Below are 17,104 nucleotides of genomic sequence, written 5' to 3'. Positions count from 1 at the left end.
TGAAAATTACCTACAGGTTTAGGCTTGTAGGTAATTTTAATTTTAAAGAGATTACAGTTATGTGGAAAAAACACCCAAAAGCACTTCCTTATTTATTTTTATCTGAAATGTGGGAGCGTTTTGGTTATTATTTAATGATCGGGATTTTTACTTTATATCTAAAAGATGTAAAGGATGGTTTTGCAATGACAGAAAAAGAAGCTTCTGACTTGTACGGAACTTTTATTGCATTGGTTTTTTTAACTCCTTTTATTGGAGGTCTTGTTGCTGACAGATATTTAGGCTACAAAAAATCTATTGTTTTTGGCGGAATTTTGATGGGTATTGGTTACTTCCTTATGGGAGTGCACGATATTACCGTACTTTATATTGCCATGACTCTGGTGATTGTAGGCAATGGTTTCTTTAAGCCCAATATTTCTACATTATTAGGAAGTTTTTATTCTAAAGAAGAGTATAAAGATAAAAAGGATGAAGGTTATAATATTTTCTATATGGGAATAAATGTTGGGGCTTTTATTTGCAATTTCTTTGGTGCCGCATTGCAGATTCTTTTAGGATGGCATTGGGCTTTTATGGCTGCTGGTGTCGGGATGTTTATAGGTGTTATTGTGTTTTTATTAGGTACGAAACACTATGTAGGATACGATCAGAAAAAAGGGGTTCAGGAAGGCGATATGCCGTTTTATAAAATTGTCTTGTTTATCTTGTTGCCTTCTTTTGTTTTTGGAGCGATTGGCTGGTTGATAAAAGGTGTTGCTTCGGAAACTAATTTAGACAGTTATATCTTTGGTTCAGATAGTACAGATGCTTTTATTTTTGCCTGTATTCCGATAGTTTTCTTTTACGGATCTCTTTATTTTAAAGCTAAAGTAGAAGATAAGCGACCAATTGGTGCTTTGTTGGCTATTTTTGGCGTTGTAATTTTATTTTGGGCCGTTTTTAAACTGAATGGTTCGGCGCTTACTACCTGGGCTGATCGTTATACGGACAGACAAGTAACCGGAACCGCCGGTCAGTTTGTTGGTAAACTAAAATTAGCTAAAGAAGTAGAATATAAAAAAGTTTCGACTGAGGTTTATGACGAGCAATTTCGTTTGCAAAAAGTAAATGGAGTTGTAGAAACAGAAGTAAATTACCCACTATATTTTAGGAATGTTGCTCCTGAAAAATTACCTGCAGAAGGTGCGAAAGTGCATCTTTGGGCAACCAATTTAAGTCAGTCTATAAATCCTGCCTGGGTAATTATACTGACACCTTTGATTGTTGCATTTTTCTCTTTTTTACGATCCAGAAAAAAAGAACCTTCAACACCTACAAAAATTGCTTTTGGTTTGCTAATTTCGGCGCTGTCTGTTTTAGTTATGGTAGCTGCGGTACAAATTGGTCATGACGGAGCAGAAAAAGTGAGTGCCTGGTGGCTGGTAGCAAATTACGGAATCATAACAATTGGAGAATTGTTTTTAAGTCCGATGGGATTATCAGTAGTATCTAAATTAAGTCCTGTAAATATTACTTCGTTAATGATGGGAGGTTGGTTTTTATCTACTTCTATAGGAAATAAGCTGAGCGGAGTTTTGGCTAGTATGTGGGATACGTACGACAATAAAGCTAACTTTTTTTGGGTTAATTTTGCATTGTTAATGTTTGCAACTGTACTAATGTTCGTTTTGGTAAAGCAGCTTAACAAGGTGATGAAAGAACGAGGAATCAATTAAATTATTTATAAATAAATGGAGCAGAAGATCACTTTAGAGGAAATTCAAAATTTTAAAGGCAATTACCCAAAGCAATTGTGGTATTTGTTTTTTGTTGAAATGTGGGAGCGTTTTTGTTTTTATGGAATGCGTGGTGTTTTGGTTATTTTTATGGTAGATCAGCTTTTTTTGAAAGAAGATCATGCTAGCGAACAATATGGGGCGATTCAGGCTTTTGTATATGCCTTTACTTTTATTGGAGGTATTTTTGCCGATAAAGTTTTAGGATTTAAGAAATCATTATTTTTCGGGGGAATCGTTATGATTCTGGGTAATCTTTTGATTGCCATTGCCCCTCATGATTTCTTTTATTACGGAATTGCTTTTTCGATTATCGGGACTGGTTTTTTTAAGCCAAATGTTTCGTCGATGGTAGGTGAATTGTATCACGAAAATGACGGACGTAGAGATGCCGGTTACGGAATGTTCTATGCCGGAATAAATGTTGGAGGACTTTTTGGTGGCGCCTTATGTGTTTATTTAGGGAAGTTTTATTCGTGGCAATTGTGCTTTTTATCAGCAGCAATTGTGATGTTTTTAGGATTGGTTACATTTTTATTTACTAAAAAACATTTAGGACCAATTGGAGATTCGCCATTATTACACTTAGAAAAAAATAAAAGAAGAATTCGTGAAATAGCAGTATATGCCTTGTCTATTTTGAGTTTGCCTTTTATTTTTATAATGGTAAAGAATACTAAATATACAGATTATTTCATGTATACGATTGGTACAATTGCCGTTTTATATTTTGCGTATGAATTGTTTAAATTAGCAGATGCTAAATTACAAAAGAAGCTTTTTGCAGCTTTTCTGTTTGTGTTTTTCTATTTCTTGTTTAATTCTATTTACGAGCAAAGTGGAGGATCATTATCGTTGTTTGCAAAAGATAATCTAAATGATCAGTTGTTATTTTTTACTATTGATCCTAATGTTGTTAATAATAGCTCGAATACTTTTTTTGTAGTGGTTTTAAGTCCGCTTATTGGTTTATTATGGATATGGCTTGGAAAACGAAAAATTGAACCAAATACCTTGATTAAATTCGGAATTGGATTTTTATTCCTTGCCGCTTCGTTCTATATCTTCTATCTAACGAAATTCTTTGCAAATTCTCAGGGAATTGCTTCATTGAATGTATTTACTTTTGCTTATTTAATAACCACTATTGGTGAGCTTTGTTTAGGGCCAATCGGGATGTCTATTATTACAAAATTGTCTCCAAAAAGACTGTTTGGTATGATGATGGGATTATGGTTCCTTGCAAGTGCTTTTGGGCAATTGGCTGCTGGTAAACTGGGAGCGGAGATTTCCAGATCAAATACCGGAGATACTTTAGTTTCTAAACTGCAATCGTATACAGAAGGATATTATCAACTGGCTATTTATTCGCTTGTTGCGGGAGTAATTTTATTAGCAATTTCGCCAATTATCAGGAAATTAATGCAAGAAGTAAAGTAGACGTATATACGAATTCTTTTTTTGTTTAAATTTGTCAAAAAATAAAATAGCCATGAAAAAAATATTTTTAATAACTCTGTTTTTAGTTGGGGCATTTGCAGTGCAGGCGCAAGAACTAAAATGGTATACTGATGTAAGAGAGGCAATTACTGTAAGTAATAAAGAACAAAAACCAATGTTGATGTTTTTTACCGGAAGTGATTGGTGTGGTTGGTGTATTCGTTTACAAAATGAAGTTTTAAAAACCGCTGAATTTACAAAATGGGCTAAGGATAATGTTATTTTAGTTGAATTAGATTACCCGAGAAGAACACCTCAAACTCCTGAGATTAAAAATCAGAATAATGAGTTACAACAAGCTTTTGGAATCCAGGGATTTCCTACCATTTATTTTACAAGTGCTGAAGCAAAAGATGGTAAAGTAAATTTTAAAGGATTGGGACAAACCGGATATGTTGCCGGAGGTCCATCTGCCTGGTTAACAGTTGCTGAAGGAATTGTTCATCCAAAAAAATCTTAAAAAAAATACATACTCTATAATAGGTATAGAAACTCCTTACGTTTGCGTAAGGAGTTTTTTTTGTTTAGTAAGAAAAGTTATTCATTTGTTTTGGTGCTTTTAAGACTTTGATATTTTATTATATTAAAAAAAACATATAATGTATTTTTTGTATTAATAAAAATTGGAAAATTAAAATAATATGTTAATTTCGTCATGCTATACTAACCAAAACCAATTAGATTATGACTAAAAAATTACTTATCCTACTATTTTTTTTAGGTTCATTTTTTCTGCAAGCACAAAATTTAGTTTGGAGAACAAACATGACTGATGCGATTGCAATAAGTAATGAACTAAGAAGACCAATGTTAATTTTATTCACTGCCTCAGGTGTACCGGAAAATCTTCAGAATGAAATTTTTAAAACTCCGGATTTTGCAGTTTGGTCGCGTGACAATGTGGTTCTTGTAAAACTGGATTTATCAGATGTCAATGCAGAGCAAAGTGATAAAGAACAGAACATCAAATTAAAAAATGCATTTGGAGTGCAGGAATTGCCGGAAGTATGCTTTGCAAGTGCTTCGATTCGAAAAAATAAAACAACATTTAGTGCTTTAGGAAAAATTGCCTACAAACCAGGTGGTGCAAAAGCATGGATAGCAGAATCAAATGCTATTTTGCACCCTAGTGAATAAATTAAATTTAAATTAAGTTTCTTAGTTTAATTTGTAGATTCCCTTTTCGTTTTTTAAGCGAAAAGGGATATTTTTTTACATCCTGTTTATGCTGTTAACCAGTTGTTTATTAATTAAGGGCACTTCTTTTTAGTAAACCATCAAAAAAATAATTGTTTATTGGTTATTGCGTATTTCTTATAGTGTTTGCTTAATTAAGTGTTTGTTTGCTGTGTTTTTTATATCGTTTATGTTAAATTAGTCAAATAAATGTAATTTAAACTTGAATTAGATATGAAGCAAAAACTACTTATTTTTTTATTTATTTTGGGTTCCTCTTTCTTGCACTCACAAAATTTAGTTTGGAAAACAAACATGATTGACGCCCTTAAAATGTGTGATGAACAAAGAAAGCCGCTTTTAATTTTCTTTACATCATCAGGAATTTCGCAGAGTATTCAGAACGAAGTTTTTGCAACACGTGATTTTTTAGATTGGTCGACTAAAAATATTATTTTGCTAAAACTTGATTTATCTGATACGTCCTTATCTGCAGAAGAGAGAGAGCAAAATGTTAAGCTGAAGGAAGCCTTGGGAATTGAGGAATTACCCAAAGTTTGTCTTGCTACCGCATCTATCAGAAAGAATAAGCCCATGATTAACAAATTGGGTTTACTCGATTATAATGTTGGTGGCGCAAAAAGATGGATCTCTGATGCTAAGTCGATATTAAACGGAGATTAAATGAGATTGCTTTTATTTTAAGTTCAATTTATAAAATCCATTTTCGTTTGTGGCATGAAAAGGGATATTGTTTTTGAGGCAAGTAGTTTTCCAAATTTTCTGTATGGTATAAGAATTTGATGCATCGGCAATTATGATTCCCGGATGTAATTCTCGTAATATGCGATCCAGGTTTATTTTAGGCGACTGTGTAAGAATCAAAATATCAGGTTGGATTTTGGCTGGATAAATTCCGGAACTATCTATAATTAGTATTCTTTTTTCGTTAAAAAATAAAGTGTTTTTTATTTTCTTACTGGATTGTAACCGGCTAAAATTGCCAACCAAGTACGAGTTAAAAACGTCATTTTTGGCCAGAGTATCATTCGTAAAAAGTGTGATGTCTTTTCCTGTTCGCTGAGAAATGAGCGTGTTTTTTCGTGTATTATAAACAATCATTTCCTGATTACTTTCGATTTCTCTTTTTGTGTAGAGTACAGAAACCTGTAATAAAATTACGCTGACTAATAGAAAGAAGAGTTTATTGTAATTCGGTTTTTTACTCCAGATAACCGCCGAAATGATAAACAGATAAAAAGTGAGAAGATAATAAGAGTTGAAACTTATATCGCGTATTACGAACCACTCAAACGAAGCAACAATATGAATCGTTTTGTTTAAGAGGTAAATGCTTTTTTCGAAAATCTCAATAACGAACAAAGGAGGAGAGGTAAAAATTGCCAGAATCATTACAATAATTCCTGCGATCATGATAAAAGATAAAATAGGAATAATAACGATATTGGTCACGAAAAATAATCCCGGAAATTGATGAAAATAATACAAACACAAGGGCAGAGTGCCAATTTGTGCGGCAAATGAAACCGTTAAGGCATTCCAGATCGTTATTTGAATTTTATGTTTTGGTGTCCAGATTTGTTTTAATAAAGGTTGTAGCCAAACAATAAAAAATAATGCAAGATAGCTTAATTGAAAACCAACATCGAATAAAAAATAAGGTTCGAAAAGTAATATCAGTAACATAGAAACCAGCAAAGTGTGATAAATACTTCCGCTTCGGCGTAAATGATTTCCGATGGCTAAAAAGGAAAACATGACAACAGATCTTAAAACAGATGGTGATAAACCTGAAATTATAGCAAAAGCGCCTAAGGATATTAAAATTGAAATTAATTTTGTGAGAGAACCTTTGCGTGTATTTGGAATTGGTTTTAGAATAAAATTGATAAAAAGCATTATAAAACCAACATGTAATCCTGAAACTGATAATATATGCGTAGCTCCGGAATATTGATAATCCTGAATAATATCTGATGAAATTTCTTGCTGTTGCCCTAAAATAAGTGCAAGAGCAACATTCATTTCTTCCTTATTAAAATTGGCTTTTTCAAGATTACGAACAATACGCGAATGCAAGCGTCCGGAATAATACCAAATGTCTTTTTTAAGGTTTTTATTAATAGTGATTTCTGTTTTGTTAGTATAGACCTGCGCGTAAATTTGCTTATCTGCCAAATATTTACCGTAGTCAAATTGGTTGGGATTTTTGTTTATACTATTTTGTTGTAAAACTGTTTTTACTTTGATTACATTTCCAATAATCGGATTTTTAAGGCTGTCTTTTTGAATGTTGACAATGATTTTGCCGGAATAATTTTTGCCGTTAATAGTGTTTATTATCGCATTAAACCTATCATTGTAAGTGTTACTTTTTAGTTTTTCCCGTAAAGTGAAGGTTATAATTTGCGGAGTTTCAAATGCTTTCTTGCAATGAATATAATTAGATTTTTGAAGGGAATTAGTATGAAGCAGCAAGGTTAAAATTCCAATAACAAACGAAATAAAATAAGTATTGATTCCAAAAAAAGGAATGAATCTTTTATTTCTTTTGATAAGAAAATACGAGATTGTAAACACAATTATTGCAGCTATAAATGCTGAAATAACGATGCCTAATGATGGCTGACAATAATAACAAAACAAAATACCAAAAAGAAACCAAATTGTAATTTTGGTTAATGGGAAATCTAATACTTTCATGGTTTAAAAGTATTAAATATTTTGTAAGAAAAAAGATATATTTCGTTTAATTGAATTTACTCCAGAACTCTGTTGACTTGTACAAATGAATTTTGATAGTAAGCCTCTTTGGTAGAAGAAATTATAACCCCTTTTGAAGTTGAAGAGTGAACAAATTTAATTTCATTTGAATTCACTTCGGTAATAAGGCCAACATGATTAATTTGTTTGCTTCTATTGGTTTTAAAAAAGATTAAATCGCCTTTTTGAGCATCATTAACTTTAATTATTTTTCCAATTTTTGCCTGCTCATAAGAAGGCCTTGGCAATTTAATATTCTCCGACTCAAATGTAGTATACACCAAGCCTGAACAGTCAAAACCACTTCTGGTAGTGCCGCCGGCTTTGTATTTTACACCAATATTGTCTGTCGCTTTTTTGATCAGATTATTAACTACATATCTGTTTTCTTTTTTGTTTTCTGTCTTCGATTCCTTTTTGCTCACAGCAGTTGATGTCGATTTACAAGAAGTAAAAAAAACGGCTAAAAGAAGTATGAGAAGTATTTTTTTCAAACCAAAAATCTTTAATTATTTTAAATCAGCTACAATAAGTTTTGCTGTTTTTTTACTTGCGCCAACGCCTCCCAATTTTTGCTCCAGAATATCATAATTCTGAAGTAATTTTTCGCGATAAGTTGGTTCTAATAATTTTTGTAATTCTTCTTTAATACGTTTTGTATTGCAATCACTCTGAATCAATTCGGTTACAACTTCCTGATCCATAATTAAATTAACCAGCGAAATGTATTTTAAAGTAATAATACGTTTCGCAATTTGATAAGATATGGCACTTCCTTTATAACAAACCACTTCCGGAACTTTAAAAAGAGCCGTTTCCAGAGTTGCCGTTCCTGAAGTTACTAATGCTGCAGTCGAAGAACGAAGCAAATCATAAGTTTTATTCGAAACAAATGCAATGTTTTTGTTTTTTATAAATTGCTGGTAAAATTCATAATCCTGACTTGGCGCACCGGCAATTACAAATTCATAATCCTGAAAATCATCTACAACGCTTAGCATAACACTCAGCATTTTGGTAATTTCCTGTTTGCGGCTTCCGGGTAAAACGGCAATAATAGGTTTTTCGCCCAATTGATGTTGTGCTCTAAAAGTTGCTTCATCAAACGCAGGCTGATTCTGAATAGCATCAATTAAAGGATGCCCGACAAAATCTACCGGAAAATGATGTTTGTCTTCGTAAAAGCTTTTTTCGAAAGGTAAAATCACGAACATCTTATCGACATCTTCTTTGATCGCTTTGATACGGTTTTCTTTCCAGGCCCAAATTTGAGGTGAAATATAATAATGAGTTTTATAATTTAATGCTTTTGCCCATTTTGCAATTCGCATATTAAACCCGGGATAATCAATAAAAATTAAAACATCAGGCTGGAACTCTAAGATGTCTTTTTTGCAAATTTTGATATTGTTTAAAATCGTTTTTAGATTAAAAATTACTTCAACAAAACCCATAAAAGCCAATTCACGATAGTGTTTTACTAAAGTTCCGCCTGCTTTTTGCATTAAGTCACCTCCCCAAAATCGAATATCGGCCTGAGGATCTTCCTCGTATAAAGCTTTCATTAAATTTGAACCGTGTAGATCTCCAGAGGCTTCACCTGCGATTATGTAGTATTTCATATTAATGGTATTGAAGTGTGTTTCAATTTTTAAACACAACATTTTTTTTGCAAAGCAAAGATAAGATTTAAATAAATAAAGTAGAAATGGCCAAAACAATAACGGCCAGAACAACTCCTCTTGCTTTTAGTTCTTCGTTTCTTTGTAACAGAATCCAAAAAACGGCAAGATCTAAAACGGTACCTATGGTAATTACTTTTCCCAGATAACCTTCTCTTTTTATGGTATGAATTCCCGTTGCAAAATCGAATTTTGTGAAAAAAGTCACAAACAAATAACTCCCAAGTAGCGCCGTAAAGATTCCGATTATAAAACCAATAAGTAAGTCTTTTTTATTCATTTAGATTCCAGGTATTAAGTTGTTGCATAGAATGGTGAGCCGTTAAATCAAACTGAACAGGAACTACAGATATGTAGCCGTTTTCTAAAGCCCATTCATCTGTATCTTCGCCCTGGTCTTCGTTAGTGAATTTTCCGGTAAGCCAGTAATAATCTTTTCCAAAAGGAGTTTGTCGTTTGTCAAATTTCTGTGCGTAATAGGCTTTTGCCTGACGACAAATTTTTATTCCTTTAATCTCGTTTTCTTTTAGTTTTGGAAAATTAACGTTTAAAACGACACCGGGAGGTAATTTATTTTTGAGCGTTTCTAAAGTTATTTTTTTTACGAATGATTTTATTTGTTCAAAATCAGCGTTCCAGTCAAAATCTAATAAAGAGAAGCCAATAGCCTGAATTCCTTCTATACCCGCTTCGACAGCAGCGCTCATGGTACCGGAATAAATGACATTTATAGAAGAGTTTGTTCCGTGATTAATTCCCGAAACGCATAAATCAGGTTTTCTTTTTAAAATTTCATTTACCGCCAGTTTTACACAATCAACCGGAGTTCCGGAGCAGCTATATTCTGTTATTGGATCTTCTTCTTTCGAAATTTTGTCCAGAAATAAAGTATTGTTTATGGTAATGGCGTGACCCATTGCACTTTGAGGCTTATCTGGGGCTACTACGATAACTTCTCCAATAGTTTCCATAACGCTGATTAAAGCCCTAATTCCCGGCGCAAGAATTCCGTCATCATTGGTGACTAATATTAAAGGTTTTTCATTTTCCATGCTGTGGTTTTTATCTCAATTTATCAAAATTAAAGCTTGTAAAAGCAAATGTAGTAACTGATTTTGGTAGAATACTAACAAATAAGCAAAAATTATAAACTTAATTCAAGAAGACTTTTGAGGTTCAAACATTTTTATATCTTTAACAAAAAATTATAGCGAACTTGGCATGTTGGCACAATTTTTACCGTTAACTTAGATTAAAAAATTTGATGAATGCTATTATTAAGTTTATGAAAAGAAATTATAAAATACTTATAGCCGTATTATGCTTGTCTTTAACCTTATTTGCTTTTAAAATTAATGCAGATAAGTCAGTAGATCCGGACCCGAACAGAGATAAAACACTTTTAGAATTATTGGCATTTGTTATTGAAAAAGGACATTATAGTCCTGCAGAAATAAATGACGAGTTTTCTAAAGGAATTTTTAAAGATTATGTTGATGCATTAGATCCTTCAAAAAGATTCTTTTTGCAGTCTGATATTGATGAATTCAAACAATATGAGCTGCAATTGGATGATCAGTTTTTGAATAAGGATTTAACGTTTTTCAATCTTACTTATACAAGATTGATGAAACGTATGGAAGAAAGCAAAAAACGTTATAAGACTATTTTAGCGCAGCCATTCAACTATGATGTTGATGAAACTTTCAATGCTGATTATGATAAGTTGCCTTATGCAAAAAATGCAACAGAAATCAACGAAAGATGGAGAAAACAAATCAAATTATCGACTCTTTCTTCGCTTGTAACAAAGCAAAAGTTAGAAGAAGATAAAAAGAAAGCAGATCCTAACTATAAAGTAAAATCTTTTGAAACATTAGAAAAAGAAACACGCGATAGTTCTCTAAAATCGCTGGATGATAACTTTAGCTTGATTAAAGATCTAAATAAAGAAGATTGGTTTTCTGTATATGTAAACTCAATCATGACTCGTTTTGACCCGCACACAAGTTATTTTGCCCCGGAAGAAAAAGATCGTTTTGATGTAAACATCAGTGGAAAACTGGAAGGTATTGGAGCAAGATTAACTAAGAAAAATGATTTTACTCAAATTGATGAGTTAATTTCTGGTGGACCAGCCTGGAAAGGAAAACAACTTGAAGCAGGAGATTTAATTTTGAAAGTAGCACAAGGAAACGAAGAACCTGTAGATGTTGTGGGGATGCGTTTAGATGATGTTGTGAAAAAAATTAAAGGTCATAAAGGAACGGAAGTAAAACTTACGGTTAAAAAAGTAGACGGAACAATTAAAGTAATTTCGATTGTTAGAGATATCGTTGAAATTGAAGAAACATACGCTAAATCTAGTATTGTAGAAAGAAACGGATTGAAATACGGAGTAATTTATTTACCTAAATTTTATATCGATTTTGAAAACAAAGACGGTCGTGATGCCGGAAAAGATATTGCGCTTGAAGTAGAAAGACTGAAAAAAGAAGATATCAATGGTATCGTACTTGACGTTCGTGATGATGGTGGTGGATCTTTATCTACAGTAGTAGACATTGCTGGTTTATTTATCGAAGAAGGACCAATTGTTCAGGTAAAATCTGCAGGTAAAAAGAAAGAAGTTTTATACGATAAAGATAAAAAAATCGAGTGGGACGGACCATTGGTAATTATGGTAAACAGCTTCTCGGCTTCGGCATCAGAGATTTTGGCTGCTGCAATTCAGGATTACAAACGTGGTGTTATCATTGGTAGTAAACAAACTTACGGTAAAGGAACAGTTCAAAACGTTTTAGACTTAAATCAGTTTGTTCGTAATGCAAATTATGGCGATTTAGGAGCTTTGAAAATTACAGGACAAAAGTTCTACAGAATCAACGGAGGTTCTACTCAGTTAGAAGGTGTTCATAGTGATGTGGTGATGCCGGATCGTTATGCTTACTTAAAAATGGGAGAACGCGATATCGACAATGCTATGCCATGGGATAAAATAGATCCTGCAGATTATAGCACCTGGAAATCGAACGAGAATTTTACTAAAGCAATTGCAAATAGTAAAGATAGAATCGCTCAAAATGCACAATTCAAATTGATTGAAGACAATGCAAAATGGATTGACGTTAAAAATAAAGAAAACACCTATAGCTTAAATATTAATAGTTTTAAAGCTACTCAGGAACAAGTTGAAAATGAAGGTAAAAAATACAAACCAATTTCTGATTACAAAAACAGTCTGGTTTTTAAATCTTTGCCTTACGAAGAACTTGAAATGAAAAGCGACGCTACCTTAAAAGAGAAAAGAGATGCATGGCATCAGGCATTATCTAAAGACGTTTATGTTGAAGAAGCATTGAATGTTTTGGATGATTTGCAATCTAATAAAGGCGGTGTAGTAAAAGGATCTGTTTCTCCTAAAATGAAAAAGGATAAATTAGTAAAATCTTAATTCTTTAAAGAATTAATTTGTTAGAAAACGCTTCAGAAAATGTAATTTTCTGGAGCGTTTTTTTTGTACGCTTTTAGGTTGTATTTTTGTAAGAACTTGCTTTTTGCTAAAGTTGAATTTTAGAAGAAAAATAAATAGTAAAAGAATGAAGAATTATATTGTTTTAGCTTTAATAGGCTTTGTGTTATTGTCATGTAAAAAAGAAATCAGCAACGATAATGAATTACGTCAGGAAACACAAACTTCTCTTGCCTCTAATCAAAGCAATACAGATTCGTTATATACTTATGCCTATTTACCCACTTCGACAACCAAACAAATTGTAAAACATCAATATTACACACTTTCTTATAATGAAAAATTTGAGCAGGCAGAATGGGTGGCTTATGAATTGAAGAAAGAATATTTGAAAAACGGAAATTATAAACGTCCCTATTTTATTGAAGATCCAAGTGTAACGACGGGTTCTGCAGATTGGAGAAATTATAAAAAATCAGGTTATGATAAAGGACATCTTTGTCCTGCCGGAGATATGGAATTTGATCAAAAGGCTTATAATGATACTTTTTATACCTCGAATATTTCGCCTCAGGATCATGATTTTAATAGCGGAATCTGGAACAGGCTAGAGCAAAAAACGCGTTATTGGGCGGATAAGTACAATGATATTTATGTAGTAACAGGAGGGATTTTGAAAGATTCGGATAAAAAAATAGGAACAGAAAAAGTAGCTGTTCCTAAATATTTTTATAAAATTATTTTGGCTAAAACCGGGAAAGAACATAAAGCAATCGCTTTTCTGGTTCCGAATCAGGATAGTGATCAATCATTGTATGATTTTGTGGTTCCTATTGAAACTTTAGAAAAAATGACCGGAATTGATTTCTTTCCCAATCTAAAAAACTTAAAAAGCAGTAAGGATTTCTAAATCGATAAATTCCTTTGTGCTTTTGCTGGATTGAAAAGTATAAAACTCATAATCGCTAAAATCCAGACGCCAATTCCGCCATAAAGTAATATCATTTCAAAACCATGGGCGAGTGCCGTATGTAAAATGGATTGAGACGAATCTAATGTTGCCAGCTGAGGAAAATCCTGATTAAGGGATGAAAAGTTTCCTGCTGCAATTTTTTCTGAAAGAGATTGTAATGTTTTTGTATCGATAGATCCTGAAAAGGCATTATTTAAATAGAAGAAAATTCCTTTTACCAGAATAAATCCCATTAAAGCAATATTGATAGATAAAGTAATCAATCGGGCACTCATGTCTATTCCTGAAGCCATTCCAGAACGATTAGAAGGAACCGAACCTGTAGTTGTATTCGTAACAGGAGTATTCGTTAAGCCTAAGCCAATTCCTGCCAGTAAAGAACCAGGAAGCATCGTGAGCCAGCTGGCATTTTCTGCAATGCTGCCATATCTCATAACAATAAAACCTAATCCTATTACAAACAAACCTAACGGAATTACAATTCCTGCGCGATAACGAACCGAAAGATATTCGGCAAAAGGCGGAATGATTAAAGTGGGAAGAGTATAAGCGAGTAAAGAAAGTCCCACTGTCACGACATCGTATCCTAAACAACTTTGAAAATAAATAGGAAGATAAATGATGAAGGGCCAAAAGCTGAAATTCATACCAATAGATCCTAAAATAGCACCTGAAAAATTACGAATTTTAAATACCGTAAAATCAAACATGGGATAAGGATTGGTTTTTTCGACCCATAAAAACAGCACAAAACTTAGTATTGTAATGGCTAAAATACCCAAAGCTATAGAGCTAGTAAAACCAAGATCAGGTCCTTGCGTAATATAATATGTTAATCCAAAAACAGCTACAGATAATGTGATCATTCCCCAGAGGTCTATTTTTTTAGCTTCAGGATCTTTAGACTCGTCTACATAACCGTAAACCAAAATTACGGCAAGAACAGCAATTGGTACATGTATTAAAAATACCCATTGCCAGGATAATATCGCTATAATCGAACCGCCTATTATAGGGCCAAAACCCAATCCGACACCAAGAATAATTCCCCAGATACTAAAAGCCCTGCTGCGCTCTTTTCCTTCCTGAAACTGATGTGATAAAGTAGCAACCTGACAAATTAACATCGCACCGCCACTTACTCCCTGAAAGAAACGGCTTATTACCAATAGGGTTACATTCTCAGCTAAACCGCAGACTAATGATGAAATACCAAATAAAATTAAAGTAATAATCAGAATACGTTTTCGGCCGTATCGGTCGGCCAAGGTTCCGGCAGCCATTAAAACAGTGGTGCATCCTATGGTGTAAATATTCATGATCCATTGCATGTCTTTAAGATTAGCATTCAGTACATTTTCGAGTGTTGGAAGGATGACAGGAACACTTGAAATTTCAAGAGAGAACATTAAGGTTGCCAGACAAATAGCGATTAAAGCGATGTTGTTTTTGCTGGAGTAAAATTTTTGCTTCATTTTAATATTTTATTTTTAGCAAAATTAAACTGAGTATTGTTATTTTTTCGGTACAATTAAATGATAAAAAAGTACTTTTGTGTTATGAGAAAAGAAAACATGCATCAGTCGGTAGAGGTACTTTATAAAAAAGTAGATGAATGCCCAATTGTAAATTCGCAATTCAGTTTTTTTCAGATGGTGTATGTTATTTCGGGAAATGGATTTCTTAAGATCAATGGCAATTGTATTTCTTATCAAACGGGAAATTTGATGTTACTGACACCCAATGATTATCATAATTTTAATATTATAACCACGACAGAATTTTTGTTGGTTAAAATTAATAGCGAGTACGTAAAAGAGTACAAATCAAAAAGTATCGATCATATAGGATGTTTATTGCATTATGCAACACATTTATCGGGTTGTATTTTAAAGCGAAAAGCAGATGAATTCCTGGTAAAATCAATTTCAGAATCCTTGATTCATGCTATAGATAATAAAGATATTTACGATGAAGATTTAATTACGCATTATGTAAACGCTCTAATTGTAATTGCTGCCAGAAACATTGCTAAAATAAAACCAACAGGAGTAAAAGAAAGTGCTGATAAAAGAATTCTGGAAATCATCAATTACATTCAGGCTCATATTTTTTGTCCTCAAAAATTAAAAGCTTCGGCTGTAGCAAAGGAATTTGATATATCGGATACTTATCTGAGTAGTTATTTTAAAAATCATTCCGGAGAGACGATTCAGTCTTTTATTTCAAATTATAAAATAAGATTAATAGAACATCGATTGCGTTTTAGCGATATGAGAATTAATGAAATTGTAGAAGAATTTGGTTTTTCGGACGAAAGTCATCTCAATAAATTTTTCAAAAAGCACAGAAATATTAGCTTGACCGGATATAGAAAAGCCAACGTTTTTCAGAATTGATTAAAGGATTGTAAAGGTCTTTTTTTACGTAGATTTGACAGGTTAGAGCGAATTTAATTTTGAAAATTGAATCAATAAAAAAGCCGAAGATTTCTCTCCGGCTTGGTATTTATGTCTTTGAAAATTAGAAAGTTGTCAAAGCTTTTAGTTCTGCAATAGTCTGAGTTGGATTTTCTGCTTTAAAAACAAAGCTTCCGGCAACCAAAACATCAGCTCCTGCTTCTACAAGTTGTTTTGCATTTTTACTGGTTACACCACCGTCAATTTCAATAATTGTCGAAGCATTTTTACGAGTAATTAAATCTTTTAGTTTTTTTACTTTAGCATAAGTATTTTCAATAAACGATTGTCCTCCAAAACCTGGATTTACACTCATGATACAAACTAAGTCGATATCGTTTATAACGTCTTCTAATAAGTCGATATTAGTATGAGGATTAATCGCAACTCCGGCTTTCATTCCTTCAGCTTTAATGGCCTGAAGTGTTCTGTGAAGGTGTGTGCAAGCTTCGTAATGTACGCTCAGGATATTTGCACCTAAATCTGCAAAAGTCTTGATGTATCTGTCCGGATCAACAATCATCAAATGTACATCGATTGTTTTTTTAGCATGTCTTGAAATTGCTTCTAAAACTGGCATTCCAAAAGAAATATTCGGAACAAAAACACCATCCATAATATCAATATGAAACCAATCAGCCTGGCTGTTATTGATCATTTCGATATCACGTTGTAAATTGGCAAAATCAGCTGCTAGAACAGAAGGAGCAATAAGTGTATTCTTCATTTTGTGTAGTTGTGTGTAGTGTTATTTTTTGCAAAGATAGATTTTTTATGATTTACATTGAAATTTAACCGCAAAGTCCGCAAAGATTTACGCAAAGTTCACAAAGTTTTATGCTGAAGGTTTTGATGAATTTACAAAGTTCGCAAAGTTTGATCAACACAAAGCTTTGCAAACTTTATGTTTTTACAAGATCCAAAAGATAAAAAACCTTTGCGGTCTTTGCGGTTAAATGAATTTGGAATTAAGGCCAATTTTATGATTTACATTGAAATTTAACCGCAAAGTCAGCAAAGATTTACGCAAAGTTTACAAAGTTTTATGCTGAAGGTTTTGATGAATTTACAAAGTTCGCAAAGTTTGATCAACGCAAAGCTTTGCGAACTTTATGTTTTTTACAAGATCCAAAAGATAAAAAACCTTTGCGGACTCCTATGTTTGCAAAGTTAATTTAGAAGTTTTTACTTTTTTAAATTTGCATTATTAAAGTGAAAAGGGATGAGAGTGCATTCGCGGCTAAATAGTTCGTAGAAACATATTCTCGCAAAGAAATTAC

15 protein-coding genes are annotated in these 17,104 nt (G+C 32.8%); 8 read left to right on the top strand and 7 right to left on the bottom strand.

All coding sequences use genetic code 11. The features are described from left to right. The first annotated feature begins 59 nt into the window (after positions 1-59). From ACIDC4_RS22590 to ACIDC4_RS22570, 5 genes are all read left to right on the top strand, one after another. Positions 60-1,718 carry a peptide MFS transporter gene (locus tag ACIDC4_RS22590; RefSeq protein ID WP_412045316.1) on the top strand — a complete coding sequence of 553 codons (1,659 nt, stop codon included), beginning with the start codon at positions 60-62 and terminating at the stop codon, positions 1,716-1,718. 15 nt (positions 1,719-1,733) lie between these two features. Continuing rightward, positions 1,734-3,218 (top strand): peptide MFS transporter, encoded by a 1,485-nt coding sequence (locus tag ACIDC4_RS22585; RefSeq protein WP_412045304.1) that lies wholly within the window; start codon positions 1,734-1,736, stop codon positions 3,216-3,218. Positions 3,219-3,270: 52 nt separating this feature from the next. Further along, positions 3,271-3,738, top strand: a complete 468-nt coding sequence (locus ACIDC4_RS22580) for a thioredoxin family protein (protein WP_412045305.1) — start codon at positions 3,271-3,273, stop codon at positions 3,736-3,738. A gap of 224 nt (positions 3,739-3,962) precedes the next feature. Then, a complete protein-coding gene (locus ACIDC4_RS22575) occupies positions 3,963-4,415 on the top strand; it encodes a thioredoxin family protein (protein WP_412045306.1) in 453 nt (150 codons plus the stop codon). 354 nt (positions 4,416-4,769) lie between these two features. Further along, a complete protein-coding gene (locus ACIDC4_RS22570) occupies positions 4,770-5,138 on the top strand; it encodes a thioredoxin family protein (RefSeq protein WP_412045307.1) in 369 nt (122 codons plus the stop codon). Positions 5,139-5,150: 12 nt separating this feature from the next. Here the strand turns inward: ACIDC4_RS22570 and ACIDC4_RS22565 are convergent, their stop codons facing one another. The 5 genes from ACIDC4_RS22565 to surE form a co-directional block, all read right to left on the bottom strand. Then, the gene (locus ACIDC4_RS22565; protein ID WP_412045308.1) at positions 5,151-7,178 is read right to left on the bottom strand and encodes a ComEC/Rec2 family competence protein; all 2,028 of its coding nucleotides are present in this window, start codon (positions 7,176-7,178) and stop codon (positions 5,151-5,153) included. A gap of 56 nt (positions 7,179-7,234) precedes the next feature. After that, positions 7,235-7,732, bottom strand: a complete 498-nt coding sequence (locus ACIDC4_RS22560; protein WP_412045309.1) for a C40 family peptidase — start codon at positions 7,730-7,732, stop codon at positions 7,235-7,237. A 15-nt stretch (positions 7,733-7,747) separates the two neighbouring features. Continuing rightward, entirely contained in the window at positions 7,748-8,860 is a 1,113-nt protein-coding gene (lpxB, locus tag ACIDC4_RS22555) for a lipid-A-disaccharide synthase (RefSeq protein ID WP_412045310.1), read from the bottom strand. A gap of 67 nt (positions 8,861-8,927) precedes the next feature. Continuing rightward, on the bottom strand, positions 8,928-9,200 hold the full coding sequence (locus ACIDC4_RS22550) for a hypothetical protein (protein ID WP_412045311.1): 273 nt from the start codon (positions 9,198-9,200) through the stop codon (positions 8,928-8,930). Further along, positions 9,193-9,972, bottom strand: a complete 780-nt coding sequence (gene surE, locus ACIDC4_RS22545) for a 5'/3'-nucleotidase SurE (RefSeq protein WP_412045312.1) — start codon at positions 9,970-9,972, stop codon at positions 9,193-9,195. Before surE ends, ACIDC4_RS22550 begins: the two co-directional genes overlap by 8 nt. A 212-nt stretch (positions 9,973-10,184) precedes the next feature. Between surE and ACIDC4_RS22540 the strand changes: the two genes are divergently transcribed. Both ACIDC4_RS22540 and ACIDC4_RS22535 read left to right on the top strand, forming a co-directional pair. Further along, a complete protein-coding gene (locus ACIDC4_RS22540; protein ID WP_078006331.1) occupies positions 10,185-12,374 on the top strand; it encodes a carboxy terminal-processing peptidase in 2,190 nt (729 codons plus the stop codon). Positions 12,375-12,519: 145 nt separating this feature from the next. Further along, positions 12,520-13,302, top strand: a complete 783-nt coding sequence (locus ACIDC4_RS22535; RefSeq protein WP_412045313.1) for a DNA/RNA non-specific endonuclease — start codon at positions 12,520-12,522, stop codon at positions 13,300-13,302. On the opposite strand, the gene ACIDC4_RS22530 is transcribed toward ACIDC4_RS22535, so the two are convergent. Next, positions 13,299-14,840, bottom strand: a complete 1,542-nt coding sequence (locus tag ACIDC4_RS22530; RefSeq protein ID WP_412045314.1) for an MFS transporter — start codon at positions 14,838-14,840, stop codon at positions 13,299-13,301. The genes ACIDC4_RS22535 and ACIDC4_RS22530 overlap by 4 nt on opposite strands. Before the next feature lie 84 nt (positions 14,841-14,924). Here ACIDC4_RS22530 and ACIDC4_RS22525 point away from each other — a divergent pair, with 84 nt between their 5' ends. Beyond that, a complete protein-coding gene (locus tag ACIDC4_RS22525; RefSeq protein ID WP_412045315.1) occupies positions 14,925-15,764 on the top strand; it encodes a helix-turn-helix domain-containing protein in 840 nt (279 codons plus the stop codon). Between the two features lie 124 nt (positions 15,765-15,888). Here the strand turns inward: ACIDC4_RS22525 and rpe are convergent, their stop codons facing one another. Continuing rightward, complete coding sequence (rpe, locus tag ACIDC4_RS22520; protein ID WP_065449235.1) at positions 15,889-16,551, bottom strand: ribulose-phosphate 3-epimerase; 663 nt, start codon at positions 16,549-16,551, stop codon at positions 15,889-15,891. Between the last annotated feature and the right edge of the window lie 553 nt (positions 16,552-17,104).

The organism is Flavobacterium sp. C3NV, assembly GCF_046825355.2.
Classification (GTDB): Bacteria; Bacteroidota; Bacteroidia; order Flavobacteriales; family Flavobacteriaceae; genus Flavobacterium.
Note: the sequence above shows the minus strand (reverse complement) of the source record. Positions and strands in the feature narration are given on the sequence as shown.